The sequence below is a fragment of the Agrococcus jenensis genome, from assembly GCF_003752465.1.
Taxonomy (GTDB): Bacteria; Actinomycetota; Actinomycetes; order Actinomycetales; family Microbacteriaceae; genus Agrococcus; species Agrococcus jenensis.
The window spans coordinates 2,239,788-2,263,167 of sequence record NZ_RKHJ01000001.1; the positions used below are offsets into that span (position 1 = coordinate 2,239,788).

25 protein-coding genes are annotated in these 23,380 nt (G+C 73.5%); 15 read left to right on the forward strand and 10 right to left on the reverse strand.

Translation table 11 applies throughout. The features are described 5' to 3' along the window. Positions 1 to 93: 93 nt before the first annotated feature. From EDD26_RS11030 to EDD26_RS11060, 7 genes are all read left to right on the forward strand, one after another. On the forward strand, positions 94 to 1,083 hold the full coding sequence (locus EDD26_RS11030) for an ABC transporter substrate-binding protein (RefSeq protein WP_123697756.1): 990 nt from the start codon (positions 94 to 96) through the stop codon (positions 1,081 to 1,083). A gap of 86 nt (positions 1,084 to 1,169) precedes the next feature. Beyond that, positions 1,170 to 2,705 carry a sugar ABC transporter ATP-binding protein gene (locus EDD26_RS11035; protein WP_123698556.1) on the forward strand — a complete coding sequence of 512 codons (1,536 nt, stop codon included), beginning with the start codon at positions 1,170 to 1,172 and terminating at the stop codon, positions 2,703 to 2,705. After that, positions 2,702 to 3,742: an ABC transporter permease gene (locus EDD26_RS11040; protein ID WP_123697757.1), complete on the forward strand. Its 1,041-nt coding sequence runs from the start codon at positions 2,702 to 2,704 to the stop codon at positions 3,740 to 3,742. The genes EDD26_RS11035 and EDD26_RS11040 overlap by 4 nt, the downstream gene beginning before the upstream one ends. Further along, positions 3,739 to 4,758: an ABC transporter permease subunit gene (locus EDD26_RS11045; RefSeq protein WP_123697758.1), complete on the forward strand. Its 1,020-nt coding sequence runs from the start codon at positions 3,739 to 3,741 to the stop codon at positions 4,756 to 4,758. The genes EDD26_RS11040 and EDD26_RS11045 overlap by 4 nt, the downstream gene beginning before the upstream one ends. An 82-nt stretch (positions 4,759 to 4,840) precedes the next feature. Beyond that, on the forward strand, positions 4,841 to 6,346 hold the full coding sequence (locus tag EDD26_RS11050) for a sugar ABC transporter ATP-binding protein (protein ID WP_123697759.1): 1,506 nt from the start codon (positions 4,841 to 4,843) through the stop codon (positions 6,344 to 6,346). Position 6,347: 1 nt separating this feature from the next. Continuing rightward, entirely contained in the window at positions 6,348 to 7,364 is a 1,017-nt protein-coding gene (locus tag EDD26_RS11055) for a LacI family DNA-binding transcriptional regulator (RefSeq protein WP_123697760.1), read from the forward strand. 115 nt (positions 7,365 to 7,479) lie between these two features. After that, positions 7,480 to 8,772 carry a D-alanyl-D-alanine carboxypeptidase family protein gene (locus tag EDD26_RS11060; protein ID WP_170165621.1) on the forward strand — a complete coding sequence of 431 codons (1,293 nt, stop codon included), beginning with the start codon at positions 7,480 to 7,482 and terminating at the stop codon, positions 8,770 to 8,772. On the opposite strand, the gene EDD26_RS11065 is transcribed toward EDD26_RS11060, so the two are convergent. Next, the gene (locus tag EDD26_RS11065; protein ID WP_123697762.1) at positions 8,765 to 8,950 is read right to left on the reverse strand and encodes a hypothetical protein; all 186 of its coding nucleotides are present in this window, start codon (positions 8,948 to 8,950) and stop codon (positions 8,765 to 8,767) included. The two genes, EDD26_RS11060 and EDD26_RS11065, sit on opposite strands and share 8 nt — an antisense overlap. A gap of 108 nt (positions 8,951 to 9,058) precedes the next feature. Between EDD26_RS11065 and EDD26_RS14760 the strand changes: the two genes are divergently transcribed. Beyond that, positions 9,059 to 9,229, forward strand: coding sequence for a three-helix bundle dimerization domain-containing protein (locus tag EDD26_RS14760; protein WP_170165622.1), 171 nt, complete (start codon positions 9,059 to 9,061; stop codon positions 9,227 to 9,229). A gap of 4 nt (positions 9,230 to 9,233) precedes the next feature. Here EDD26_RS14760 and EDD26_RS11075 read toward each other — a convergent pair whose 3' ends face one another. The 5 genes from EDD26_RS11075 to EDD26_RS11095 form a co-directional block, all read right to left on the reverse strand. Then, positions 9,234 to 9,464: a hypothetical protein gene (locus tag EDD26_RS11075; protein ID WP_123697764.1), complete on the reverse strand. Its 231-nt coding sequence runs from the start codon at positions 9,462 to 9,464 to the stop codon at positions 9,234 to 9,236. 129 nt (positions 9,465 to 9,593) lie between these two features. Further along, the gene (locus EDD26_RS11080; protein ID WP_148058739.1) at positions 9,594 to 9,836 is read right to left on the reverse strand and encodes a hypothetical protein; all 243 of its coding nucleotides are present in this window, start codon (positions 9,834 to 9,836) and stop codon (positions 9,594 to 9,596) included. 227 nt (positions 9,837 to 10,063) lie between these two features. Beyond that, on the reverse strand, positions 10,064 to 10,909 hold the full coding sequence (locus EDD26_RS11085) for an alpha/beta fold hydrolase (protein WP_123697766.1): 846 nt from the start codon (positions 10,907 to 10,909) through the stop codon (positions 10,064 to 10,066). Next, a complete protein-coding gene (locus EDD26_RS11090) occupies positions 10,906 to 12,177 on the reverse strand; it encodes an RNA polymerase sigma factor (RefSeq protein ID WP_123697767.1) in 1,272 nt (423 codons plus the stop codon). The genes EDD26_RS11085 and EDD26_RS11090 overlap by 4 nt, the downstream gene beginning before the upstream one ends. 7 nt (positions 12,178 to 12,184) lie before the next feature. Then, the gene (locus EDD26_RS11095; protein WP_123697768.1) at positions 12,185 to 12,562 is read right to left on the reverse strand and encodes a YciI family protein; all 378 of its coding nucleotides are present in this window, start codon (positions 12,560 to 12,562) and stop codon (positions 12,185 to 12,187) included. Between the two features lie 234 nt (positions 12,563 to 12,796). Between EDD26_RS11095 and EDD26_RS11100 the strand changes: the two genes are divergently transcribed. Continuing rightward, positions 12,797 to 13,780 (forward strand): aldo/keto reductase, encoded by a 984-nt coding sequence (locus EDD26_RS11100; RefSeq protein WP_123697769.1) that lies wholly within the window; start codon positions 12,797 to 12,799, stop codon positions 13,778 to 13,780. A gap of 3 nt (positions 13,781 to 13,783) precedes the next feature. Here the strand turns inward: EDD26_RS11100 and EDD26_RS11105 are convergent, their stop codons facing one another. Next, the gene (locus EDD26_RS11105) at positions 13,784 to 15,199 is read right to left on the reverse strand and encodes a dihydrolipoyl dehydrogenase family protein (RefSeq protein WP_123697770.1); all 1,416 of its coding nucleotides are present in this window, start codon (positions 15,197 to 15,199) and stop codon (positions 13,784 to 13,786) included. Between the two features lie 91 nt (positions 15,200 to 15,290). Between EDD26_RS11105 and EDD26_RS11110 the strand changes: the two genes are divergently transcribed. Next, a complete protein-coding gene (locus EDD26_RS11110; protein ID WP_123697771.1) occupies positions 15,291 to 15,566 on the forward strand; it encodes a hypothetical protein in 276 nt (91 codons plus the stop codon). Between the two features lie 65 nt (positions 15,567 to 15,631). Further along, positions 15,632 to 15,832 (forward strand): hypothetical protein, encoded by a 201-nt coding sequence (locus tag EDD26_RS11115; protein WP_123697772.1) that lies wholly within the window; start codon positions 15,632 to 15,634, stop codon positions 15,830 to 15,832. A 15-nt stretch (positions 15,833 to 15,847) separates the two neighbouring features. On the opposite strand, the gene EDD26_RS11120 is transcribed toward EDD26_RS11115, so the two are convergent. Together EDD26_RS11120 and treS are read right to left on the reverse strand one after the other, a co-directional pair. After that, positions 15,848 to 16,549 (reverse strand): RraA family protein, encoded by a 702-nt coding sequence (locus tag EDD26_RS11120; RefSeq protein WP_245989863.1) that lies wholly within the window; start codon positions 16,547 to 16,549, stop codon positions 15,848 to 15,850. Between the two features lie 20 nt (positions 16,550 to 16,569). Next, complete coding sequence (gene treS / locus EDD26_RS11125; protein ID WP_123697773.1) at positions 16,570 to 18,900, reverse strand: maltose alpha-D-glucosyltransferase; 2,331 nt, start codon at positions 18,898 to 18,900, stop codon at positions 16,570 to 16,572. Between treS and EDD26_RS11130 the strand changes: the two genes are divergently transcribed. Then, positions 18,899 to 19,951 carry a zinc-binding dehydrogenase gene (locus tag EDD26_RS11130; protein ID WP_123697774.1) on the forward strand — a complete coding sequence of 351 codons (1,053 nt, stop codon included), beginning with the start codon at positions 18,899 to 18,901 and terminating at the stop codon, positions 19,949 to 19,951. The genes treS and EDD26_RS11130 overlap by 2 nt on opposite strands. Before the next feature lie 18 nt (positions 19,952 to 19,969). Here the strand turns inward: EDD26_RS11130 and EDD26_RS11135 are convergent, their stop codons facing one another. After that, on the reverse strand, positions 19,970 to 20,605 hold the full coding sequence (locus tag EDD26_RS11135) for a class I SAM-dependent methyltransferase (RefSeq protein ID WP_123697775.1): 636 nt from the start codon (positions 20,603 to 20,605) through the stop codon (positions 19,970 to 19,972). 135 nt (positions 20,606 to 20,740) lie between these two features. Here EDD26_RS11135 and EDD26_RS11140 point away from each other — a divergent pair, with 135 nt between their 5' ends. The 3 genes from EDD26_RS11140 to EDD26_RS11150 all read left to right on the forward strand — a co-directional run bounded on the left by EDD26_RS11140 (position 20,741) and on the right by EDD26_RS11150 (position 23,375). Then, positions 20,741 to 21,193 carry a nitroreductase family deazaflavin-dependent oxidoreductase gene (locus tag EDD26_RS11140; protein WP_123697776.1) on the forward strand — a complete coding sequence of 151 codons (453 nt, stop codon included), beginning with the start codon at positions 20,741 to 20,743 and terminating at the stop codon, positions 21,191 to 21,193. A gap of 65 nt (positions 21,194 to 21,258) precedes the next feature. Further along, positions 21,259 to 22,569: an alpha-amylase family glycosyl hydrolase gene (locus EDD26_RS11145; protein ID WP_123697777.1), complete on the forward strand. Its 1,311-nt coding sequence runs from the start codon at positions 21,259 to 21,261 to the stop codon at positions 22,567 to 22,569. Between the two features lie 251 nt (positions 22,570 to 22,820). Further along, on the forward strand, positions 22,821 to 23,375 hold the full coding sequence (locus tag EDD26_RS11150) for a 4'-phosphopantetheinyl transferase family protein (protein WP_123697778.1): 555 nt from the start codon (positions 22,821 to 22,823) through the stop codon (positions 23,373 to 23,375). The last annotated feature ends 5 nt before the right edge of the window (positions 23,376 to 23,380 follow it).

The following is a 23,380-nucleotide window of genomic DNA, read 5'->3' on the forward strand; positions in this document are numbered from 1 at the left end:
GAAATGTGAGGGTTAACATCGCCGCAGTGCGAGAGCCTCCGGCCAGCGCACGATCCGGCAACGATGCCGGGCACAGGACGAGGAGGTCCGAACATGGTCAAGAGATCCACGATCAAGGGCGCACTGGCGCTCGGCGCGGTCGCGCTGCTGGTCACGGGCTGCGCCGGCTCCACCGCGGGAGCACCCGCGGGCAGCGACGGCGCCGACGGCGACGTGATCACCGTCGGCTTCGCGCAGACGGGTGCGGAGAGCGGCTGGCGCAGCGCCAACACCGAGTCGATGCGCGCGGCGTTCTCCGCGGAGAACGGCTTCGAGCTGGTCTTCAACGCGGCCGACAACGACCCGGCGGCGCAGATCGCCGCAGTGCGCAGCTTCATCAACCAGGGCGTCGACGCCATCGTCATCGCCCCGATCGTCGAGGACGGCTGGGACGACGTGCTCCAGGAGGCCGCCGACGCGGAGATCCCGGTGATCCTCGAGGACCGCACCGTGAGCGCGTCGGAGGACCTGTACGCGACCTGGGTCGGCCTCGACTTCCGCAAGGAGGGCCAGACGGCCGGCGAGTGGGCGGTCGAGACGTTCGGCGACGAGGAGACGAACATGGTCGTGCTCGAGGGCACGACCGGATCGGCGCCGGCCAACGACCGCGCGGAGGGCTTCCTGGAGGCCATCGAGGGCTCGGGCATCACGACGCTCGCGTCGCAGACCGGCAACTTCACGCGTGCCGAGGGCAAGACCGTGATGGAGGGCTTCCTGCAGGCGCACGCCGGTGAGATCGACCTGCTCTACGCGCACAACGACGACATGGCGCTCGGCGCGATCGACGCGATCGAGGCCGCGGGCCTGACGCCCGGCGAGGACATCCAGATCGTCTCGATCGACGCGGTGCGCGACGGCATGCAGGCGCTCGTCGACGGCAAGATCAACTTCATCGTCGAGTGCAACCCGATGCTCGGCGAGCAGGTCGCCGACCTCGTGCGCCAGGTGCTCGACGGCGAGGAGGTCGAGCCCGCCTACTTCGTGGAGGACCAGAGCTTCACGAGCGAGCAGGCCGCCGAGGTCATCGACACCCGGCCCTACTGATCCCATCGGAACCGGCGGACGCATCCGCCATGGTCGTGCCCGGTCGACTCTCGACCGGGCACGGCCGCTCCATCGAGAGGCACACCATGCTGCAGCCCACCGCGACGGACGCCGTCGTCCGGATGCGCGACATCACCATCGCCTTCCCGGGCGTGCTCGCCCTGGACGGCGTCGACTTCACGCTCCGCCGGGGCGAGGTCCACTCGCTGATGGGCGAGAACGGCGCCGGCAAGTCGACGCTCATCAAGGCGCTCACGGGCGTCTACCGGATCGACGCCGGCTCGATCGTCGTCGACGGCGCCGAGCGGGACTTCCACGGCACCGCCGACGCGCAGGCCGCCGGCATCTCGACGGTCTTCCAGGAGGTCAACCTCTGCCCCAACCTCTCCGTCGGCGAGAACGTCATGCTCGGCAACGAGGTGCGCCGGGCGTGGGGGATCGACTGGCGCGCCACCCACCGCGAGGCTGCGCGGCACCTCGCGAGCCTCGGGCTCTCGCTCGACACCCGCTCGACGCTCTCGAGCCACTCGATCGCGCTGCAGCAGCTCGTCGCCATCGCGCGCTCGATGGTGACGAGCGCCACGGTGCTCGTGCTCGACGAGCCGACCTCGAGCCTCGACCGCAGCGAGGTCGAGCAGCTCTTCGGCGTCATGCGCGACCTGCGCGACCGCGGCGTCGCGATCCTGTTCGTCAGCCACTTCCTCGACCAGGTCTACGAGATCTCCGACCGCATCACGGTGCTCCGCAACGGCCGCCTCATCGGCGAGCACCTGGCCAGGGACCTGCCGCGCGACGAGCTCGTCTCGCAGATGATCGGCCGCGCCGTCGCGGAGCTCGAAGCGGTCGCGACGACGGCCGAGCGCACGATCGACCGCGATGCGACGCCGGTGCTGCGCGCGAGCGGCGTCGGCAGGCGCGGCTCGATCGAGCCGAGCGACATCGAGGTGCACCGCGGCGAGGTCGTGGGCCTCGCCGGCCTGCTCGGCTCCGGCCGGACGGAGCTCGTGCGGCTGCTGTGCGGCGCCGACCGCGCCGACGTCGGCACGATCGCGATCGGTGGCCGCGAGGTGCGCATCCCCACGCCGCGCCACGCGATCGGGGAGCGCATCGCGTTCTCGTCCGAGGACCGCCGCGGCGAGGGCATCATCGGCGACCTCAGCGTCGCCGACAACATCGTGCTCGGCATCCAGGCCCGCAGGGGATGGATGCGGGTGGTCGGCAAGGAGGAGCGCGACCGCATCGCCCGCGAGGCGATCGAGGCGCTCGGCGTGCGCCCCGCGAACCCCGACACCCCCATCCGCAACCTGTCGGGCGGCAACCAGCAGAAGGTGCTGCTGGCGCGCTGGCTCGCGGTCGAGCCCGACCTGCTCATCCTCGACGAGCCGACGAGGGGCATCGACGTGGGCGCGAAGGCCGACATCCAGCGCAAGGTCGCCGAGCTGTCGGCCGAGGGCCTCTCCGTGATCTTCATCTCGTCGGAGCTCGAGGAGGTGCTGCGCCTGGCGCAGCGCGTCGTCGTCATGCGCGACCGCCGGAAGATCGGCGAGCTCGACTCGAAGGACGTCGACATCGACGGCCTCATCGGCTACATCGCGAACGAAGGCGTGAGGGCAGCAGCATGAGGGCCGTCCTCCGCAGCCGGCTGCTCTGGCCGGTCCTCGCGCTCGTCGCCCTCGTCGTCGTGAACACGGTCGCCCGGCCGTCGTTCCTCGGCATCACGGTGCGCGACGGCGAGCTCTACGGCTCGCTCATCGACATCCTGCGCAACTCGGCGCCGCTCATGCTCGTCGCGCTCGGCATGACGATCGTCATCGCCACGCGAGGGATCGACCTGTCGGTCGGGGCGATCATGGCCGTGTCCGGCTCGGTGTCGCTCACCTTCATCGACTCGTCGTCCGACCCCGACGGCGTCGGCACCGTCATGATCGCGATCGTGATGGGCGTCGCCCTCGCACTCCTGCTGGGCGTCTGGAACGGATTCCTCGTCGCCGTGCTCGGCATCCAGCCGATCATCGCGACGCTCGTGCTCATGCTCGCGGGGCGCGGCGTCGCGCTGCTCATCACCGACGGGTTCATCACGACCGTCACGAGCGCGCCCTACCGCTTCATGGCGCAGGGCTACCTCGTGGGCCTGCCGTTCGCGCTCTACGTCTCGCTCGTCGCGATCGCCGTCATCGTGCTGCTGGAGCGCCGGACGGCGCTCGGCATGCTCACCGAAGCGGTCGGCATCAACCCGAGCGCGAGCCGCCTCGCCGGTGTGCGCTCGCGCGGCATCGTCTGGGGCGCCTACATCGCGAGCGGCGTGCTCTCGGGCGTCGCCGGCATCCTCTACAGCTCGAACATCATGGCGGCCGACGCGAACGCCGCCGGCCTCTACATCGAGCTCTACGCGATCCTCGCCGTCGTGCTCGGCGGCACCTCGCTCATGGGCGGCCGGTTCAGCATCGCCGGCACGGTCATCGGCGTGCTCACCATCCAGACGCTGCTGTCGACCATCACGTTCCTGGGCGTGCCGCCGGCCGTGAGCCCCGTCTTCATGGCGGCGGCCGTCATCATCGTCGTCCTCATCCAGTCCCCTCGCGTGCACGGGTGGACCTCCGCAGCTGCCGCGCGCCTCCGCGCGCGTCGCACGCCCGAACGTACCGAGGTGACCGCATGACCACCATCGCACCCCCGCCTGCCGCCGACGCCCCGACCGCGCGCCCGGCGCTCGGCGACCGGCTCCGGCGCTTCGCGCCGCTCTCGCCGACGCTCGCCGCCGTCGCGATCCTCGTCGTGCTGTTCGTGGGCGCGGAGCTGACCTTCGGCAACTTCATCACGCCGCGCAACCTGTCGGCGCTGCTGCTCGACAACGCGTACCTCATCATGCTCGCGGTGGGCCTCACCTTCGTGATCCTCACCGGCGGCATCGACCTGTCGGTCGGCTCGGTGATGGCGTTCACGGGCATCCTCGGCGCGAAGATGCTCGCCGACGGCATCCCGGTGCTCGTCGTGCTGCCCGCGATGATCCTCGGCGGCGCCGCGATCGGCGCCCTCATCGGGGCGCTCGTGCAGTACTTCGACGTGCAGCCCTTCATCGCGTCGCTCGCCGGGCTCTTCCTGGCCCGCGGCTTCGCCTTCGTGGTGAGCCTGTCGTCGATCCGGGTCGAGGATCCCGTCGTCCTGTGGCTGCAGTCGACGCGCCTGCGGATCGGTGACTGGTACCTCACGCCGACCGGCATCATCGCGCTGCTCGTCGTGGCGATCGCGGCCGCGGTGCTGCGCTGGACGCGCTTCGGGCGCACCGTCTACGCGATCGGCGGCAGCGAGCAGTCGGCGCGGCTCATGGGCCTGGCGGTGGGCCGCACCAAGGTGATCGTCTACCTCATCAGCGGCGTGTGCGGCGGCCTCGCCGGCCTCATGCTGACCGCGTACTCGGGGGCGGGCTACCCGCTGAACGGCGTGGGCACCGAGCTCGACGCGATCGCCGCCGTGGTCATCGGCGGCACGCTCCTCGCGGGCGGTCAGGGCTACGTGCTCGGCTCGCTCGTGGGCGTGCTCGTCTACGGCGGCATCAAGTCGGTCATCAGCTTCACCGGTGCGGACCAGTCGTGGACGCGCATCATCATCGGCGGGCTGCTGCTGCTGTTCATCATCGTGCAGCGGCTCATCGTCGCTCGCGCCGACCGGCGCTGAGGCCGCCGGTCGGGGAGCACCGGCGCACGTGTCTGCCGCGAGGGCGCACGTCGCACCACCGGGGCGGCGCGATACTGGAGCCATGACCGCCGCCCCCGTGCTCGAGCTGCGCGGCGCGACGGTGCGCTTCGGGGCGCAGACCGTGCTCGACGGCGTGGACCTGCGGCTGCTGCCGGGCGAGGTGCACGCGCTGCTGGGCGAGAACGGGGCGGGCAAGTCCACGCTCATCAAGGCCATCACGGGCTCGATCCCGCTCGCGGCGGGCACGATGCTGCTCGACGGCGTGCCGGTGCAGCACCGATCGCCGCGCGAGGGGCAGGCTGCGGGCATCAGCGTCGTCCACCAGGAGCTCGAGCTGCTGCCCAACCTCTCGGTCGCCGAGAACCTGAGCATCGGGCACGAGCCGCGGCGCGGCGGCCGCATCGACTGGCGGCGCGCACGCCGATCCGCCGCCGCGGCGCTCGACGAGCTGGGCATCCGGATCGACCCGGCCTCGCTGCTGGGCGCGCACCCGCGCTCGTCGCAGCAGCTCGTCGCGATCGCGAGGGCCGTCGCCGCCGACGCGCGCGTGCTCGTGCTCGACGAGCCGACGGCCCGGCTCGAGCAGGACGCGATCGCCGAGCTCTTCCGCGTCGTGCTCGAGCTGCGCGACCGCGGCGTCGCCATCCTGTTCGTCTCGCACTTCCTCGACCAGGTCTACGAGGTCTGCGACCGGGTGACGGTGCTGCGCGAGGGTCGCTGCGTAGGGGAGCACCGCACGCGCGAAGTGCTGCGCGTCGAGCTGCTCGAGCAGATGACGGGCAGCACGCCGGCCGAGCCCCGGCGGGATGCTGCCGGCACCGGCGAGCCGGGCGCCGGCGTGCCGCACGTCGTCGCTCGCGCCATCGTCGGGGGCCGCGCGGCCGGGATCGATCTCGAGCTCGCCGAGGGCGAGATCGTCGGGCTCGTCGGTGCCGTCGGCTCCGGACGCACGGCCCTCGCACGCCGGATCTCCGGGGTCGAGCGCCCGGTGTCGGGCACCGTCCAGATCGCGGGCGTCCGTCGCGACCTCGCGCACCCGCGCGACGCGATCGCGCTCGGGGTCGTCTACGCGTCCGAGGATCGCCGGGCGGAGGGCATCGTCGACCGGATGAGCGTCGCCGACAACATCGTGCTCGCGCTGCAGGCGGAGCGCGGCACGCTCCGGCCGCTCTCGCGCGCGCAGCGCGACGAGCTCGCCGAGAGCTGGATCGAGGCGCTCGCGATCAAGCCCGCCGATCCCTCGCGGCCGGCGGGCACGCTGTCGAGCGGCAACCAGCAGAAGGTGCTGCTCGCACGCCTGCTGTGCCTGTCGCCGCGGGTGCTCATCCTCGACGAGCCGACGCGCGGCATCGATGCGGGCGCGAAGTCGGAGGTGCAGCACCTCGTCGAGGACCTCGCCGCCAACGGGGTGGCGGTGCTGTTCATCTCGGCGGAGCCGGAGGAGGTCGTCGGGCTCGCGACCAGGGTCGTCGCGCTCCGCGACGGGCTCGCGGTCGGGTCGTTCGACGCCGACGGGCTCACCGTCGAGTCGCTGCTCGCGGCCGTGGCGGAGAGCGGCGACGACTGAGATGACGAACGAGGAGGCGGCGCCGAAGGCCGCGAACATCTTCGACGTGGCGCGGCTCGCGGGCGTCTCGCACCAGACGGTCTCGCGCGTGCTCAACGACCTCCCGAACGTGCGGCCCGCGACGCGGCAGCGCGTCGAGCACGCGATCGCCCAGCTGCGCTATAGCCCGTCCCCGGCCGCTCGCGCCCTCGTCACCCGCCGGACGCGCACGATCGGCCTCGTCACGCCCGGAGTGCCCGACTACGGCCCGACGTCGATCGCGCTGCGCTTCAACCTCGCGGCCCGGCAGGCGCGGTACAGCGTGCACGCGGTGCACGCCCTGACGCACGAGGTGACGGACGTGCGCGCGGCCGTTGACGAGCTGCTGCGCCAGCGCGTCGACGCGATCGTGCTCATCGTCATCGACGTCGCCGTGCTCGAGGCGATCCGCACGATCGAGCTCGGCGTGCCGCTCGTCGCGGTCGCCGCGACGCCGCGCGCGTCGTCGACGACGATCTCGATCGACCAGTACCGCGGCGCGCGATCCGCGGTGCGGCACCTCGCGGAGCTCGGGCACGAGCGCATCCTGCACATCGCGGGCCCGGCGAGCATGCCCGACGCGGTCGAGCGGGTGCGCGGCTGGCGCGACGAGCTCGCCGCGCACGGCCTCGTGGCGAGCGACCCGGCGGCCGGCGACTGGAGCGCCGAGAGCGGCTACCGGGTCGGGTCGACGCTCGAGCTGCGCGCGGGCGACGGCGTCTTCGTCGCGAACGACCAGATGGCCATCGGCCTGCTCGCGGCGCTCCGAGAGCGGCGACTGCGCGTGCCCGAGGACGTGAGCGTGGTCGGCTTCGACGACGTGCCGGAAGCGGCCTACCTCGATCCGCCGCTCACCACCGTGCGACAGGACTTCGACCGGCTCGGAGAGCTGATGATGCAGAAGGTGCTCATCGCGATCGAGGAGCCGGACAGCGCGAGCCAGGACGCGCCGCTGCCGACGCGGCTCATCGTGCGGGGATCGACGCGCGCTCGACCGTGAACGGGCCCGCGGCGGCACGTGCGGCGTTGCATCGCGGCAGGAGGGTTCGGCAGGGCCTCCCACGGGCAGCGCGATGGGCGCATGCTGGGGGCATGCAGATGCCGAGCGCGACGCGATGACCCCGGCGCGGCAGCGCGGGAGGCGGTGGTGGCTCGGTCGGGCGGTCGCCGCGCTGCTCGCGGCCTCGCTGCTCGTCGGCGGTGGCACCGCGCTCACCGTGACGGCGCTGCAGCCCGCGCCCCCGCTCGCGGGTGCGGCTGTCGGGGCGGATCTCGGCGTGGCTGCCGCGCCCGCCGCGATCGACTGGCCGGGGTCGTCGGCCGCCGGAGCGTTCCGGGTGGTGGGCGTCGACGGGGCCGAGGGCTCGTTCGGCGCCGCGGGGCCGATGCCGATCGCCAGCATCGCCAAGCTCGTCGCCGCGCTCGTGGTGCTCGAGCGACACCCGCTCGGTGCCGACGAGCAGGGGCCGACGATCACGATCGGCCAGGGCGACGTCGACGACCTGCGCGCCGTGACGCGCGAGGGCGCATCCGTGCTGCCGGTGACGGTCGGGCAGCAGCTGACCCAGCGCCAGCTGCTCGACGCGTCGATGCTCCGCAGCGCGGCGAACGCCTCGACGACGCTGACGACGTGGGCGTTCGGGACCACGCGCAACTACCTCGGTGAGGCGCGGCGATGGCTCGAGGCGCACGACCTGGACGGCATCCGGATCGTCGACGCGACGGGCCTCAGCGCCGACAACACCGCGAGCGCCGTCGATGTCGCGCGGCTGATGGCGCTCGTGGACGACGCTCCGACGCTCCGCGCCATCTCTGGGCAGCGCGCGGCGTGGCTGCCGGGGCTCGGCCCCGTCGCGAGCACGAACGGAGCGCTCGGCGCTGCGGGGATCGACAGCGGGAAGACGGGGAGCCTCAACCGGTCGGGTCGGACCGTCGTCGTGGGTGCCTCCGTCGAGGTCGGTGACCGGACCTTCCGCATCCACGCGGCGCTGCTCGGCATCGGTCGATCGGCCGACCGGGACGCGGCGATCGTGCGACTGGTCGAGAGCGTCGCGCGCAACCTGTCCGAGCGCGAGGTCGTCGGTGCGGGCGACGTGATCGCCACCTACGACGCGTCGTGGGGCGAGCGCATCGAGCTGCGGTCGCGGACGGCGCTGCGCATCGTCGTGTGGCGCGAGCACGGTGCGACCGCTGACCTGGAGATCCCGGATGAGCTCGCCGTCGGCGCGCAGGCCAGCGTGGCGCTCACGGTGACCAGCAGCGTCGAGCAGGAGCTCGCGTGGCTCGACACCGCCGGCGCGCCGCGCCCACCGACCCTCGGGTGGCGGCTCGAGCACATGGGCGAGGTGCTCGGCTGGCGGTTCGAGCAGGATCGCGCGGGAGCCCTAAACGGGGCATCGATCAGCTGAAGCGCTCTCGCACCCGCTCGGCCTGCTCGTGCGTCAAGCGGTATGGCGCGAAGATGCGGTGCCCGTCGAACAGGCCTCGACCGTCGTCCGGGTTGCGCAGGAAGACGCGGATCGCGCGGCCCGCGTCGGTGTGGCCGAGCTCGTGGGCGAGGTCGTGCGCAGTGGTCGTCTCTTGCATCCCGGCGAGCGTATCCAGGGCTCGTCGGGCGGCTTGGCGTGCAAGCAGAACCTGTGCAATTCTTGCGTCGTGGCAGGCATCGTGGACCGAGACGAGATCGCTTCGCAGGTGACTGCGAAGCTCATCGCGACGCATCCGGAGTACGACCGCGACGAGGTCGACCGGATCGTCGAGGAGGAGCTCTCCGCGATCGAGCACAGCCCGGTGCAGGACTTCCTGCTCGTGCTCACCGAGCGCGCCGCGAAGAAGCGTCTCAAGCGAGCCGCGAAGCGGGACTAGCCCGTCACACCCGGCGCCGCGACGCCCGGACGATGGCCTCGAGCGCCGAGCCCTCGGCCACGCTCCACGCGTCGTCGCGCGCTGCCGGCTCGTAGGCGATGGCGCGCCGCTCGACCTCGGCCCACGACACGGTGCGCTCGGCGTCCAGCTCGGTGAGGATCCAGTAGAGCCGATCGACCGCCTCGTCGCGCGAGCTGTGGCGCGACGCGGTCGCTGTCGGGCGATGGATGGTCACGCTCGCGCTCCGTCGTTGGGGCTCATGCCACCAGCATGGCGGTGCACTGCGGCGGCGCACAACGGTGTGCACCAGACGTTCACCGAGCCGAAACACGCCGGCCACGATGGCTGACCCACGGCCGACCGGTCAGATCGACTCGGCCGCGCGCATCGCGCCGGTGTCGTCGGGTCGCATCGCGCCCGTGTCGTCGGGTCGCATCGCGCCGGTGTCGTCGGGCGCCGGCGCGGAGATCGGGGCCGGGCCCACGGTGCGCGAGCGGGCGATGCTCCGCGCCAGGCTCACGCGCAGCACGACGACGATGCCGACGACGACGAGGATGAAGATCGAGGCCGCCACGAGGAGCGGGGAGAACAGTGTCAGATCCAACATGACGGCCACCAGGGCCCTTCTGTGGAAGCCAGACAGCGGAGTCGCTACGTGCGCTGAGAGGGAATGGGACGCACCTGCGGATGAGGCTTGCGCTGGCTGCCATCAAGTCGATGGCCAGTGCTCCGACGCTATCGCGCTTGGGGGACAAGCGCGAGGGGCAATCCCCGGCGCGTCGCCCGGGCGCCGAGCGGCCGCCCCGCGATGGCGGGGCGGCCGCGGTGCCGGTCTTAGCGCTGAAGGAAGTCGAGCAGCGCCGCGTTGAACTCGGCGGGGTGGCTCGCGTTCAGCCCGTGCGGGGCACCCGGGATGAGCACGAGCTCGCTGCCCGGGATCGCCTCGTGGGTGCGCTTGCCGGATCCCTCGAAGGGCACGATGCCGTCGGCATCCCCGTGGAGCACGAGCGTCGGCACCGTCACGAGCTCGAGGTCGTCGCGGAAGTCGGTGATGCCGAACGACTGCATGGCCTCGAGTGCCGCGAGCTTGTCGGCCTGCAGGCACAGCGTGATCGCCTGCTGGCGCTCCGCCTCGGTCACGAGCACGTCGCCATCGGCGTTCGCCGAGAAGAAGTCCCTCGTGAAGCCGTCGAAGAACGCCTCGCGGTCGGCCGTCAGCTGTGCCGTCATCGCGGTCGCCTTCGCGACGGTGAGCGGGCCATCCGGGTTGTCCGGGGTCTGCATCATGCGCGGCGGCACCGCCGCGGCGAAGACGACGCTGCGCAGGCGCTCCTGCCCGTGCCGCGCGATGTAGCGCGCGACCTCGCCGCCGCCCATCGAGAAGCCGACGAGCGTGACGTCGCGCACGTCGAGCTGCTCGAGCAGGCCGGCGAGGTCGTCGGCGAGGGTGTCGTAGCCGTAGCCCGTCTTGGGCTTGTCGCTGTGGCCGAAGCCACGGCGGTCGTAGGCGATGACGCGGTAGCCGGCGTCGAGGAGCGCCTGGCGCTGCGGCGCCCAGGACGCGCTCGAGAGCGGCCAGCCGTGGATCAGCACGACGGGCCTTCCGGTGCCGTGGTCCTCGACGTGCACGCGCACGTCCTTGAGACCCAGCATGCGGGTGTTGACGGGGATGTCGGTCATGGAGGTCCTCCTCGTCGGGGCTGCGTGGCGGGTGCTGGCTGAGGGTGTTCGGAGCGACCGGACACGCGGTTCGGATCGTGGCGGAGGGCGCGAGCGGCGCGGCCGCGCTCGCGCAGGTGTTCGGCGACGGCGTCGTCATCGGCGAGCGCCGCAGCGCGCTCGAACGCCGCGGTCGCGTCGAGACCCGCGGCCGCGAGGAGGTGCGCCCGCGTCGCCCAGTACGGCTGGAAGTCGTCGGCGTCGTGCGGCAGCGCGTCGAGCCCCGCGGCCGGCCCGTGCAGCCGAGCGGTCACGGCCGCGGCGGCGACGTGCGCGCCGAGGCTCGGCGCGGTCGCGAGCATCGCCGCGTAGAGCACCTCGAGCGCGCGCCAGTCGGTCGAGCCCGTGCGCCGGCGGTCGCAGTGCACGGCGTCGATCGCCGCCTCGAGCTGGAAGCGCCCCGGCGGGCCGTCGGGGCGCGCGCGGCGGAGGTGCTGCTCGGCCTCCTCGAGCAGGGCGGCATCCCAGTCGCGCGGATCCTGCTCCTCGAGCGGGACGAACGCGCCGGTTCGCCGGCGCGCGAGCGAGAAGGTCGTGAGCGCCGCGAGCCCCCACGCCTCGGCCTCGCGCTCGAGCAGCGTCGCGAGCGTGACCGCCAGGTAGCGGGCCTCGCCGGCGAGCGACGCCGCGTCGCCGCGCCACGCGATCGCCGCGCAGCCGTAGATCGCCTCGAGCACGGCGGGCAGCCGCTCGGGCATCGCTCGCCGATCGGGGATCGCGAAGGGGATGCGGGCATCCTTGATCCGCCGCTTCGCCCGCACGAGCCGCTGCGCCATCGTCGCCGGCGGCAGCGCGAACGCCCGCGCGATCTGGGCGGCCTCGAAGCCGAGCACCGCCTGCAGCATGAGCGGCGCCCGCGCCGCCGGGTCGATCGCCGGGTGCCCGCACGCGAACAGCAGCTCGAGCCGGCGGTCGCCGATCGCGTCCGGGTCGTGCCGCTCGAGCGGATCCCAGGCCGCGCTGTCGTCGTCGAGCGGTGCGGAGGTGCGCGCGGCTGCCGAGCGCCACGCATCCCGCTGCCGGTTGCGCGCAACGGTGAGCAGCCAGCCGTCGGGGTTCGTGGGCACGCCCGCGGCGGGCCAGCGGCGCAGCGCCTCCTCGAAGGCGGCGGCGAGGGCGTCCTCGGCGAGCGCGAGATCCCCGGTGGGGGCGGCGAGCAGCGCGACGAGCCGGCCGTAGGAGGTGCGGGCGGCGTGCTCTGCTGCCGCCCGCGCCTCCTGGGTGCTCATGCGGGCCTCAGGCGCTCGGGGTCCAGGCGCCGTCGACCGTGTGGACGGCGCCGGGGCGGATCTCGACGGCGCCCCAGTGCACGGGCGGCGCCTGCCGCGCCCACTCGATCGCGGCGTCGAGATCGGGCACGTCGATCACGATCGTGCCGCCGAGCTGGTCCTTGGTGTCGGCGAAGGGGCCGTCCTGCACCTGCAGGGCACTGTCGCGCATCCGCACCGTGGTGCTCGCGACCGACGGCTGCAGCACCTCGCCGGCGACGAGCACGCCCGCGCCGTGGAGCGTGGCGGCGTAGCTCGCGAAGGCGCGCTGGCCCTCGGCGAGGGCCTCGGCGCCGAGCGTCTCCGCGGTCGCCTCGGGGTAGTGCAGCAGCAGCGTGTAGCGCATGGTGGTCCTCCTCGAGCCGGTCTCACGCGACAGCGTAGAGCGAGGGGTCGTGGTGGTGGGGGTGGTGGTCATGGGAGGTCCCTTCGTCGTGGCGGCCGGTGCGGCCGTCGAGGGGATGACGATCGAGCGGCCCGCCGATCGACAGGTCGCGCCGCATCCGCTCATGGAGCCGTCCCGGAGCACGCGGCGCCCATACTGGGATCGACCACACGGACTCGACGGGATGGGGATGCGATGGAGCAGCGGACGCTCGGACGGACGGGGCGCAGCGTCTCGGTGATCGGCCTCGGCACCTGGCAGCTCGGCGCCGACTGGGGCGACGTCAGCGAGCAGGACGCGATCGCCGTGCTGCGCGCGGCGCACGACAGCGGGGTCCGCTTCTTCGACACGGCCGACGTCTACGGCGATGGCAGGAGCGAGCGGATCATCGGCGCGTTCCTCCGCGAGCTGGGCGACCACGACGTGGTCGTCGCGACGAAGGCCGGGCGCCGGGTGCCGCAGCTGCCCGAGCACTACACCCTCGAGCACCTGCGGTCGTGGGTCGACCGCTCGCGCGAGAACCTCGGCGTCGAGCGCCTCGACCTCGTGCAGCTCCACTGCCCGCCGACCGCGGTCTACGGCCAGGACGCGGTGTTCGACGCGCTCGACACGCTCGTCGCCGAGGAGCGCATCGCGGCCTACGGCGTGAGCGTCGAGACCCGCGCGGAGGCGCTCGCCGCCGTCGCCCGGCCGGGCGTCGCATCCGTGCAGCTGATCCTCAACATGCTGCGGCTGGCGCCGCTCGAGGCGGTGCTGCCCGCCGCCGCCGATGCGAACGTCGGCATCATCGTGCGGGTGCCGCTCGCGAGCGGCCTGCTCTCGGGGAAGTACGACGAGCGCACGACCTTCGCCGAGGACGACCACCGCACCTACAACCGCGAGGGGAAGGCGTTCGACATCGGCGAGACCTTCTCGGGCGTGCCGTTCGAGACCGGCCTCGAGGCCGTCAGGAGGCTCGCGCCGCTCGTGCCCGCCGAGGCGACCATGGCGCAGTTCGCGCTCCGATGGATCATCGACCAGCCGGGCGTCAGCACGGTGATCCCCGGCGCGCGGAGCGTCGAGCAGGCGCGGAGCAACGCGGCCGCCGCCGAGCTGCCGCCGCTGTCAGCGGAGGCGCTCGCCGGCGTCGAGGCCGTCTACCGGGAGGTCATCGCGCCGCACGTCGCCGGCCGCTGGTGACGCTCAGCTGGGCCGGCCGTACGCGTCCAGGAGGCGCAGCCATACCTCGCTGATCGTCGGATACGCCGGCACGGCATGCCACAGCCGGTCGATCGGCACCTCGCCGACGACGGCGATCGTCGCGGCGTGGAGCAGCTCGGCGACGTCCTGGCCCACGAACGTCGCGCCGACCACGACCTGCCGCTGCTCGTCCACGACGAGCTTCGCCCTGCCCGTGTAGCCGTCGGCGTGCAGGCTCGCGCCCGCCACCTTGCCGATGTCGTGCTCGACCGCGCGGACCTCCATGCCGGCCTCGCGCGCCTGCGCCTCGGTGAGCCCGACGGCGGCGACCTCCGGGTCGGAGAACACCACGCGCGGCACCGCGCCGTGGTCGGCGGTCGCGACGTGCTGGCCCCACGGGGCGTCGGCGACGGGGGAGCCGTCGAGCCGCGCCGCGATCGCCTCGCCGGCCGCCCGCGCCTGGTACTTGCCCTGATGCGTCAGCAGCGCGCGTCCGTTCGCATCGCCGACCACGTAGAGCCAGTCGGTGCCGGCGACGAGCATGGTGTCGTCGACCCCCAGGTCGGTGCCGACACCCACGTCCTCCAGTCCGAGGTCGTCGAGGGCCGGGCGACGGCCGGTCGCGACGAGGAGCTCCTCGGCCTCGAGCCTCCCGCCGTCCTCGAGCTCGATCGAGACGATCCCGTCGTCCCCTCGCTCGACGCGGGTGGGCGTGGCGCCGTCTCGCACGTCCACGCCCTCCTCGCGGAGGGCGGCGGCGACGAGGTCACCGACGAACGGCTCCTCGCGGCGGAGCAGGCCGCCGCGGGCGAGCAGCGTGACCCGAGCGCCCAAGGACGAGAACGCGAATGCCAGCTCGACACCGGACACACCGCCGCCGATCACCACGAGGCGGGCGGGGACGTGATCGGCGGACGTCGCCTCGCGGGTGCCCCACGGGGCGGCGTCCGCGAGGCCGGGGATGTCGGGCAGCGTCGGCACCGAGCCGGTCGCGAGCGCGACGGCGCGCGCCGAGCACGTGCGGTCGCCCACCTGCACGAGGCCGCGGCCGACGAGGCGCGCTCGCCCTCGGATCAGGTCGATCCCGGCCGAGGCGACCCACTCGGCCTGCCCCGAGTCGTCCCAGTCGCTCGTGAACGACGTGCGCCGCGCGAGGACGGCGGAGGCGTCGATCCCGCCCGAGATGGCTTCGTGCGCGCCCGCGACGCGACGGGCGGCGCGGAGCGCGTGGCCCGACCGCAGGAGCGCCTTCGACGGCATGCAGGCCCAGTAGGAGCACTCGCCGCCGACGAGCTCGGACTCGACGATCGCGACCCGAGCGCCGCGCCGCGCGGCGTAGTCGGCCACGTTCTCCCCGACGGCGCCCGCGCCGATGACGATGAGGTCGTAGTCGTGCGAGCCGCGCTCCGAGGTGGTCATGCTGCATCCTCTCGTGCCCGTTCGACGTCCGTCGAGCGGCGCGCGCCGCGGGTCCAGCCGGCCCGAGCCTCGCGTGCGTCAGAATCGACCCATGCGCGACGAGCCACCGGGTCATCGCGGCGGCGGCTGGGCGGGGGAGTACGCGCTCGTGCTCGGTGTCGTCGCGCTCGTCTGCGCGCTCGTGCCGGTGGTCAGCGACCTCGTCGCCGGGCCGCTCGGCGCGGTCGCGATCGTGCTGGGGCTCGTCGGCGTGCGCCGCCACCAGGCGGGGCGCGACCGACGCGTGGCACCCGCGATCCTCGGCGTGGTGCTCGGCACGCTCGTGCTCTGCGTCGTGGCCATCATGTTCGCGGCCTCGCACACCTGAGCGGCGTCGCGCCGCGGCCCGGATCCACCCTCGACAGCGGTCGTGCATGCCGCGATGATGGGCGCGTGCCCGATCCCTCACTCCTCGTCGGCCTCGGGTGGACGGCGGGCATCCTCGTCATGGGCGGCTTCGTCCTCTTCGAGCTGCGCGCGCCCGACCGGCCGGCCGGCACCTCGATGGCCCGCGTCGCGACGGTCGTCGCGATCCCGGTCGCCGTGACGGCGGCCTGCTTCGTGCTGCTGGCGTGGGCGGCGGGCCTGGACTGAGCCCGCCGCGGCGGCTCACTCCTCGATCGCGCCGCCGAGGCTCCGCAGGTGCTCGCGGAAGCTGATGCCGCGCTCGTTGCGCGCCGCGAGGTAGTCCGCGAAGCGCAGCTGCTCGCGCAGCGAGGTGCCCGAGGCCATGGCGGCCGCCTGCCGGCGCTCCGCGTCGCGGATGGCCGCAGCGGCATCCGCCACGGCGCCCGCGTGCTCGAGCGCGACGAGGATGACGCCGTCGTCGTCGATGAGCACGAGGTCGTCGCGGGTCGCCTCGTGCTCGCCGCAGCGGGCGCGCTCGAGCGCGTCCACGGGCTGCGGATCCGCCGACGCAGGCCCGGTCGGCGACGTGCCGAGGCTCACCACCGGCAGGCCGATCTCGCGCAGCTCCGAGGTGTCGCGGTGCAGGCCCCAGATGACGATCCCGGCGATCCCGGCGCCGACCGCCTCGAGTGCGACGAGGTCGCCCACGGAGGCTCGATCCGTGCGGCCGCCGTCGTCGACGACGAGCACGTCGCCGGGCTGCGCCCGCTCCATCGCCTCGAGGAACACGTCGACGCTGCCCGTGTGCTGCGCCGGCAGCGCTCGCCCGACGACGTGCACGCCGCTCTGCAGGGCCCGCATGCCGCTCGGCGCGCACCGCACGGGCAGCCCGAGCCGCATGCACCCGTCCGCGACGTGCGGGGTCGAGAGCGCTCGGAACGCGGCGAGGATCTCGGCGGTCACGATGCTCCGACCCTCGGGCGTCAGCCCTCGTCCGCGATCGGCTCGAGCGTCAGGAACAGCCCGCCGTAGGGCGGCAGGCTCACGCTGAAGCTCTGCAGGTCGTCGACGTGGCCGATGCTGTCGCCGGTCGCGGCGTCGATGACGTCGCACTGGGTCTGCAGCGCCTCCGAGTGCACGGTGCCCTCGATCGCCTCGCCCGAGAAGTTGAGCACCGTCACCTGGATGCGCGCATCCTCGTCGGTGTGGTCGCCGTCGTCGAGGCGGTGCACGAGCACGAGCATGGCCGGGTGCGCGACGTGCGGCACGTCGAGCTGCGTGGCGGTCGCGATGCCGCCCTCTCGGCGGATCGTCAGCACGTCGGCGAGGCCGTTGAGGAACGAGTCCGGCTGCTCGATCTGCGACGGCAGCGATCCGTAGAGCGCGCGGCCGCGCGGCATCCCGGCCGACGATCCCGGGGCGTCCGGCGCCGCGTCCATGAGGTCGTGGGCGCCGCGCTCGATCCAGCGGGTGTCGCCGGTCGCGATGAGGTCCTGCACCTGGTCGGCCGGCACGGTGAGCATGCCGGTGAGGTCCCAGCCCGAGAGCGCGAAGACGCCGGGCTGCCACGCGTTGTACTTCGCGAGCAGCAGGTGGGCGTCGCGGATCGCGGGGATCGCCTCGTCGGTGATCTCGTCGAGCGTCGCGAAGCCCTGCGTCGCCGCGATGAGCGACGCCGTGGTGCAGGCGATGCCGTTCTGCGTGAACACCCGGTTGTAGTCGGCGCTGCCGGTGAGCGCCTCGGTGAGCTCTGCGCGGATGAGCTCGGCGAGCGAGCCGCCGGAGATCTCCTCGTGGCGGAAGACGTAGGTGTCGTCGCGGTGGCGCGTCGCCCAGTGCACGAGCTCGTAGGTCAGCTCGTCGTGGTTCTGCAGCCCGTGCACGAGCCCGACCGGCTCCACGCCGAGATCGAGCGACGTCATGAGCGTGAGCCGCAGGAACTCCGTGTGGCCGGTCGCGAGCGCGTGGTGGTAGCCCGGGCGGCTGACGAAGTCGTACGACAGGTCGGCGCCGACGGCACCGGTGTCGCGGATGTCCTCGATCGTCAGGTTGAGCTCCTGGAACGTGAAGCCGCCCACCTTGCGCACCATGCCCGAGATGATGTGGTTCGCCGCGTGCGAGAGCGGGTGCCCCTCCGACCATGCCGGCAGGCCCTCCGCGCTCTTCTCGACGCCGAGGAATCCGTTCGCGTCGAGGCGCAGGGCGCTCGTGCCGAGGTCGCCGAGCGAGTGCAGGGCATCGCCGATGACGAGGCGCATGCCCGCGAAGGTCGGGTCGAGCCAGTTGATCGACGGCTGGCCCTCCTTGAAGTAGTGCAGGTACACCCAGCGGCGCTCGTTGCCGTCGACGCCCAGCACCGGCGCGGTCGCGCTCCAGTTCGTCTCCTTCACGCCTGGCGTGTAGAAGATGACGCGCTGCAGCTCGCCGATGATGTAGCCGCGCTCGGCGAGCTCGCGCTCGCACGCCGCGTCGAGGTTCACCGCGTCGCGGCCCTCCGGCACGTCGGGCAGCAGGTGCCAGTCCTCCGGCGGGATCTCGACCATGTGGTAGATGCCGGGATAGTCCTTGAACGCCATCTCGGCGAGCCGGAAGTCGGCGCCCTTGCCCGTGTGACCCGGCACGATGTCGTCGATGATGCTGCCGTTGTGCGAGTCGGCGACGTCGGAGAGGCGGCGGAACGCCTCCTCGCTGCCGAAGGCCGGGTCGATCTGGGTGCTGATGCGGTCGAAGTGGCCGTCGACGCTCGGCGTCTCGCGCCAGTCGGTGATGCCGCCGGCGCGCTTCACCGGGCCGGTGTGGAGGCCGTTGATGCCGACGTGCTCGAACGCGGCCCAGAGCGCGTCGTCGCCGAGCGCCTCCAGGAACGACTGCCCCGGCCGCGTGATGAGCGAGATCGGGTAGGCCGTGAACCAGACGTCGCTCGTGCCGATCGCGCGGCGCGCATCCGGTCGCGCGTAGGGGTTGCGCCACATCGAGGGCTGCCCCGACAGCTGGCGGCTCAGGACGTCGGAGTCCTTGAGCATCGACTGCCGCACGAGCCACTCGACGTACGAGGGGTTCGACGCGTTGGCCGTGCGCGGGTCGGTGCTGAACCGCCGCACGCTGCCGCCGCGGAACTGGTCGCGCGGGCGCAGCCGTCGGGGACGAGCGGGGTAGCGCTGCTCGTCGTAGGTGATCTCGGTGCCGTGCTCGTCGGGCTCATCCACGTGTGCAGTCCTATCACGACAGCTCGGGCGGGACTCGTGTGCGACGCGGTCCGGGCGGATGCGCGCGGCACGCCTCGGCGCCCGTCGCGCCTGCGAGGATCGTGCCATGCGCGCCCTCATCCTCGACGCCGTCCGCGGCACGCCCGCGGTCCGCGATGTGCCATCGCCCGTGCCGCCGCCCGGCGGCGTGGTGGTGCGGGTGATGGCGACCGGGCTGTGCCGCAGCGACTGGCACGCCTGGGCGGGGCACGACGACATCGCCTTCCCGCACGTGCCCGGCCACGAGCTCGCGGGCGTCGTGGCCGCGGTGGCCGATGACGTGGTCGCCTGGCGGGTGGGCGACCGGGTGACGGTGCCCTTCGTGTGCGGCTGCGGGCGGTGCGAGTGGTGCCTCGCGGGCGAGGCGCAGGTGTGCCCGCAGCAGGAGCAGCCCGGCTTCACGCACTGGGGCTCGTTCGCCGAGCAGGTCGCGCTCCACGCCGCGGACGCGAACCTCGTGCGCATCCCCGACGGCGTCGACTTCGCGACCGCCGCGAGCCTCGGCTGCCGCTTCGCGACCGCGTACCGCGCGCTCGTCAGCCGGGCGCGCGTGGAGGCAGGGGAGTGGGTGACCGTCGTGGGCGCCGGCGGCGTCGGGCTCAGCGCCGTGATGATCGCCCGCGCGCTCGGCGCCCGGCCCATCGCGATCGACCGCAACCCGGCCGCGCTCGAGCTCGCGCTGCAGCTCGGCGCCGAGCACGCCGTGCTCGCCGACGGCACCGACGTGCCCGCCGCGGTCGCCGCGACCACCGGCGGCGGCAGCCACGTCGCGGTCGACGCCGTCGGCAGCGAGCAGACGAGCGCGGATGCCCTGCTGAGCCTGCGCCGCCGCGGGCGGCACGTGCAGATCGGCCTGCTGCCGCCCATCGACGGGCACCCGCGCGTGCCGATGTCGCGCGTCATCGCGTGGGAGCTCGACGTGCTCGGCAGCCACGGCATGGCGGCGCGCGACTACCCGGGGATGCTCGCGCTCATCGAGCGCGGCGTGCTCGCGCCGCAGCGGCTCGTGGAGCGCACGGTGGGGCTCGAGGAGCTCGTGACGCTCCTGCCCGCATTCGATCGCGCGACGGCGGCAGGCATCACGATGGTGGATCCCCGCTTGGGCGGACCGGAGGCCTAGGACCGCATCCGGCTCGCGTCACGTGCGCTTCGTGGCCCGGATGCGCTCGATCGTGCCGAGCTTGAGCCGCTCGTCCTCGTCGATCGTGAATCCGGCCGCCTCGACGAGCGGGAGCTGGCGGCGGGTGAAGTGCTCTCCCGCGACCCGCACGCTCACGAGCTCGACCAGCCGCTGCGCCGCGCGCAGCGGCCACGCGCTGCTCGCCACGTGGTCGAGCAGCAACAGCCGGCCGCCTGGGACGAGCACGCGGTGCATCTCGCGGATGGCGACGGCGGGCTGCGGGATGCTGCAGAGAGCGAGCGCGCAGACCACCGTGTCGAACGCGGCGTCGTCGACGGGCAGCCGCTGCGCATCCCCCTCGAGCAGCGTCACCGGGCGGCCGAGCGCCGCCATGCGCGAGCGCGCCTCGGCGAGCATCCCGGGGCTGATGTCGACGCCGGTGACGACCGCGTCGGCGGGGTAGTGCGGCACGTTCGTGCCGGTGCCGACCCCGACCTCGAGCACTCGGCCGACGGCCCGCGCGCCGAGCCACTCGCGGCCGCCGGTGAACCAGATGCGCTCGAGGCGCGCCATGCTCGCGTCGTAGTCGGGGGCCGCCCTGTCCCAGACCCGCCGCTGGAGGGCGGACGCGTCGTCGCCGTCGCGATGCGCCATGCCGTCCTCCTCCGCCTGCTGGGCCGCCGTGCAGCCGCATCCGCGATGGCGTCGAGCGAGCGGGCGCCCTACGCTGGCACCGTACGCCCGCCGCGGCCATCGTGGGGAGGCCGTGCGCTCACCCGGAGGTGCTCCATGGCCACGACGCGGACGCCCGCACTCCCGCCGCGCTGGTTCGTCCGCGGCGCGTGGGTCGTGCACCGGCTGCTCTACCGCACGACCAGGCGCGGACTGCGGCGCGCGCGCCCCGGCGTCATGGGCATGCTGCGGCTGCGCACCACGGGTCGGCGCTCGGGCGAGGAGCGCAGCGCGATCATCGGCTACATGGAGCACGACGGCGCCTTCGTGACGTTGGCGATGAACGGCTGGGCGGCGGCCGACCCCGCCTGGTGGCTCAACCTGCAGGCGCACCCGGATGCGTGGGCCGACACCGTCGACGGCGTCGTGCGGGTGCGCGCGCGCGAGGCGCTCAGCGACGAGCGGGCGCAGCTGTGGGCGGCGATCGCGCGATTCGACGGCTGGGGAGACATCGCTGCGGCCGCGCAGCTGCGGCCGCACACCGCGGTCGTGGTGCTCGAGCGCCGCTGACGCGGCTCGCAGGGACGCGTCCGGCGCACGCACCAGAATGCCGGCGCACGCGTCAGAATGGGGGGATGCGCGATCCCGAGCACTGGTCCCTGTCGGCGATGTGGTGGCACGTCTACCCGCTCGGCTTCACGGGCGCGCAGATCCGCGACCGGGACGATCCCGAGGGTGAGCCGATCGTGCACCGCCTGCCGCGGCTCGAGTCGTGGCTCGACCACGTCGTGGAGCTCGGGCTGAACGGCATCGCGCTCGGGCCGGTGTTCGAGAGCACCACGCACGGCTACGACACGACCGATCACTTCCGCATCGACCCGCGGCTCGGCGACGACGCCGACTTCGACAGGCTGATCGCGGCGGCGCACGAGCGCGGCATCCGCGTGCTGCTCGATGGCGTCTTCAACCACGTCGGGCGCGAGCACCCCGCGTTCCGGGCGGCGCTCGCGGATCCCGGCAGCGACGAGGCGGCGCTCTTCCAGCTCGGTGCGGGCGGCGACGCGGAGGTCTTCGAGGGCCACGAGGCGCTCGTGGCCCTCGACCACGGGGGCGACGCCGCCGCCGAGCTCGTGACGCGCGTCATGCTGCACTGGCTCGACCGCGGGATCGACGGCTGGCGGCTCGACGCCGCCTACAGCGTGCCGAGCGAGTTCTGGGCGCGCGTGCTGCCTGCGGTGCGCGAGCAGCACGCGGACGCGTGGTTCCTCGGCGAGGTCATCCACGGCGAGTACGCCGAGATCGTCGAGTCGTCGACGATGGATGCCGTCACGCAGTACGAGCTGTGGCAGGGCATCTGGCACAGCCTCGCCGAGCGCAACCTCTTCGAGCTCGAGCACGCGATCGGCCGCCACAACGCACTGCTCGCGACGTTCGTGCCCTACACGTTCCTCGGCAACCACGACGTGACGCGCATCGCGACCTCGGTCGGCCGCGACCTCGTGCCGCACGCGCTCGCGGTGCTGTGCACGGTGGCGGGCATCCCGTCGGTGTACGCGGGCGACGAGCTGGGCCTCGAGGCCGTGAAGGAGGAGCGCTGGGGCGGGGACGACGCCATCCGGCCGGAGTTCCCCGAGCGGCCGACGCCCGCCGACGAGCTCGACGACGCGACCCGCAGCACGCTCGACCTGCACCGCACCTTGATCGCGATCCGCCGCCGGCACCCGTGGCTGACGCGGGCGCACACCGACGTCGTCGTGGTCGAGAACGGCACGATCGTGCTGCGCACGGCGACCGCGGATGCGGCGATCGTCACGGCGCTCAACGTCACCGACGCTGCGGTGCGCCTCCCCGTCGCCGACGCGACGCAGCTGCTCGCCGGCGACGGCGAGCTTGCGGGCGATCGCGTCGCGCTCCCGCCGCACGGCTGGGCGACGCTCAGCAGCTGACGGGCTGCGCCGGCTGCCGGCGCGACCGTCGACGGGTGCCCGCACGCCCGACAGGTGCTCGCGCGCCCGAGAGGTGCTCGCGCGCCCGACGGGTGCCCGCGCGCCCGACAGGTGCCCGCGCGCCCGAGGGGTGCCCGCGCGCCCGAGGGGTGCCCTCGCGCCCGATGGGTGCCCGCGCGCCGCTACCTGTCGCGCGTAGGGCCACCTGTCGCGCCGACGCTGCCGGTCGGATCGACTGCGAGGATGGCCCAGTGCAGCGCGAAGCGGGGGCGGTCGTCGGCGAGGTGCGCGGCGGCGCGGACGCTGGTCGCGCGCTCGCACGCACGCTCGTCGCAGAGCTCGCGGGCGTCGACGCCGCATCCGTCTCGATCGTGCAGCGGTGCCCGGACTGCGGCGGTCCGCACGGGCGGCCCGTCGTGATGGCGCCGCCTGAGGCGCGGGGCGTCGCGGTCTCGCTCGCGCACGCAGGAGCGCGGCACGTCGCCGCAGCCCGGCGCGGCGGCCGCATCGGCGTCGATGCCGAGCTGCGCGAGGCCGCACCGGGTCGCGTGGAGGCGCTGCGCGGTCTGCTGCGCCGCGACGACGAGCTGCCCTGCGACGACGACCTGCTGCGGCGCTGGACGCGGATCGAGGCGGTGCTGAAGGCCGACGGCCGCGGCCTCCGCGTCGAGCCGGCGACTGTGGTGCTCGATGCCCGCGACGCTGGCCTCGTCGGCTCCGTGCCTGGCGCGGCCCGCGCCTACGACCTCCACGACATCGACCTCGGACCCGGCCTCGTCGTCGGCCTCGCCATCGAGCGCGACTGACGCCT

What these genes read in the sequence shown, in the direction of transcription:
- EDD26_RS11030 (WP_123697756.1), top strand. Translation starts at nt 94, where the DNA reads ATGGTCAAGAGATCCACGATCAAGGGCGCACTGGCGCTCGGCGCGGTC.
- EDD26_RS11035 (WP_123698556.1), top strand. Translation starts at nt 1,170, where the DNA reads ATGCTGCAGCCCACCGCGACGGACGCCGTCGTCCGGATGCGCGACATC.
- EDD26_RS11040 (WP_123697757.1), top strand. Translation starts at nt 2,702, where the DNA reads ATGAGGGCCGTCCTCCGCAGCCGGCTGCTCTGGCCGGTCCTCGCGCTC.
- EDD26_RS11045 (WP_123697758.1), top strand. Translation starts at nt 3,739, where the DNA reads ATGACCACCATCGCACCCCCGCCTGCCGCCGACGCCCCGACCGCGCGC.
- EDD26_RS11050 (WP_123697759.1), top strand. Translation starts at nt 4,841, where the DNA reads ATGACCGCCGCCCCCGTGCTCGAGCTGCGCGGCGCGACGGTGCGCTTC.
- EDD26_RS11055 (WP_123697760.1), top strand. Translation starts at nt 6,348, where the DNA reads ATGACGAACGAGGAGGCGGCGCCGAAGGCCGCGAACATCTTCGACGTG.
- EDD26_RS11060 (WP_170165621.1), top strand. Translation starts at nt 7,480, where the DNA reads ATGACCCCGGCGCGGCAGCGCGGGAGGCGGTGGTGGCTCGGTCGGGCG.
- EDD26_RS11065 (WP_123697762.1), bottom strand. Translation starts at nt 8,950, where the DNA reads ATGCAAGAGACGACCACTGCGCACGACCTCGCCCACGAGCTCGGCCAC.
- EDD26_RS11080 (WP_148058739.1), bottom strand. Translation starts at nt 9,836, where the DNA reads ATGTTGGATCTGACACTGTTCTCCCCGCTCCTCGTGGCGGCCTCGATC.
- EDD26_RS11085 (WP_123697766.1), bottom strand. Translation starts at nt 10,909, where the DNA reads ATGACCGACATCCCCGTCAACACCCGCATGCTGGGTCTCAAGGACGTG.
- EDD26_RS11090 (WP_123697767.1), bottom strand. Translation starts at nt 12,177, where the DNA reads ATGAGCACCCAGGAGGCGCGGGCGGCAGCAGAGCACGCCGCCCGCACC.
- EDD26_RS11095 (WP_123697768.1), bottom strand. Translation starts at nt 12,562, where the DNA reads ATGCGCTACACGCTGCTGCTGCACTACCCCGAGGCGACCGCGGAGACG.
- EDD26_RS11100 (WP_123697769.1), top strand. Translation starts at nt 12,797, where the DNA reads ATGGAGCAGCGGACGCTCGGACGGACGGGGCGCAGCGTCTCGGTGATC.
- EDD26_RS11105 (WP_123697770.1), bottom strand. Translation starts at nt 15,199, where the DNA reads ATGACCACCTCGGAGCGCGGCTCGCACGACTACGACCTCATCGTCATC.
- EDD26_RS11110 (WP_123697771.1), top strand. Translation starts at nt 15,291, where the DNA reads ATGCGCGACGAGCCACCGGGTCATCGCGGCGGCGGCTGGGCGGGGGAG.
- EDD26_RS11130 (WP_123697774.1), top strand. Translation starts at nt 18,899, where the DNA reads ATGCGCGCCCTCATCCTCGACGCCGTCCGCGGCACGCCCGCGGTCCGC.
- treS (WP_123697773.1), bottom strand. Translation starts at nt 18,900, where the DNA reads ATGGCACGATCCTCGCAGGCGCGACGGGCGCCGAGGCGTGCCGCGCGC.
- EDD26_RS11135 (WP_123697775.1), bottom strand. Translation starts at nt 20,605, where the DNA reads ATGGCGCATCGCGACGGCGACGACGCGTCCGCCCTCCAGCGGCGGGTC.
- EDD26_RS11140 (WP_123697776.1), top strand. Translation starts at nt 20,741, where the DNA reads ATGGCCACGACGCGGACGCCCGCACTCCCGCCGCGCTGGTTCGTCCGC.
- EDD26_RS11145 (WP_123697777.1), top strand. Translation starts at nt 21,259, where the DNA reads ATGCGCGATCCCGAGCACTGGTCCCTGTCGGCGATGTGGTGGCACGTC.